General features: G+C 69.1%; 1 protein-coding gene. It reads right to left on the bottom strand.

Translation table 11 applies throughout. From position 1 onward, the window contains the following. Positions 1-47: 47 nt before the first annotated feature. Entirely contained in the window at positions 48-929 is an 882-nt protein-coding gene (locus ACFXI3_RS47135; RefSeq protein ID WP_378408763.1) for an IS5 family transposase, read from the bottom strand. Between the last annotated feature and the right edge of the window lie 85 nt (positions 930-1,014).

Raw genomic sequence — 1,014 nt, forward strand, 5'->3', positions numbered from 1 at the left:
GCGGTCCGTGAGGGGAACCCTGAGAGGGTGTTGTGGAACCTGGGTGGTTAGTCGTCGTGGTCTTCTGTTAGGCGGCGGGCTGCTTCGGTTTCGATGGGGCCGCGGGGTTCGATGTGTTCGTCGGCGAGGCGGGCGGCCATCAGCCGGATCATCGCGAACTGGATCATCGCCTCGGCGTGCGCCGTTGTGCGTTCGTAGTCGCGGGTCAAGCGCCTGCACCTCGTCAGCCAGCCGAAGGTTCGTTCCACCACCCACCGTCGGGGCAGCACCTGAAACCCTGCCACATCCGCATTCCTGGGCACCGCCACGATCTCCAGGTCCACATGGTCCTTGGCCCAGCGGACGAGGGTGGCGTCTTTCGAGTTGACGTAGCCGCCGTCCACCCACACCAGGCCAAGCCGCGGAAACCGTGCCCGGAGCCCGGCCAGCAACCGCCGGGCTCCGGGCCGGTCCTGCACCGACGCCGAGGTCACGGCCACGCCCAGGACCAGCCCGAGCGTGTCCACCAGCAGGTGCCGTTTGCGGCCCCGCACCCGTTTCCCCGCGTCGTAACCGACCTGCTCGCCGCCCTCGCTGGTCTTCACCGACTGCGAGTCCAGCACCGCCGCCGACGGCTGCGGGTCCCGCCCGTCGGCTTCGCGGACCCGCTCGCGCAGCACGTCGTGGACCCGCTGCCACGTGCCGTCGGCGGTCCAGGCGGCGAACACCCGATACGCCGTGGTCCACGGCGCGAGATCACGCGGCACGAGCCGCCACGCGCACCCGCTGGCCAGCACGTAACTGATCGTGTCGATCACCAGCCGGCGCGCATGCACCGGCGGACGCCCGCCCAGACTCCGATGCCGCCTCGGCAGCAGCGGCTCGACCACCGCCCACTGCGCATCCGTCAACGACGAGTCATAAACCGGTTTGCACACACAGACGCACACCCGACCCGATGATCACCATCGCCACGCCGCTACCACAGCCGACACACCGAACCGAACACCAGGTTCCACAACACCCTCTGAGGGA

The organism is Amycolatopsis sp. NPDC059235 (assembly GCF_042754125.1).
GTDB classification, from domain to species: Bacteria; Actinomycetota; Actinomycetes; order Mycobacteriales; family Pseudonocardiaceae; genus Amycolatopsis; species Amycolatopsis albidoflava.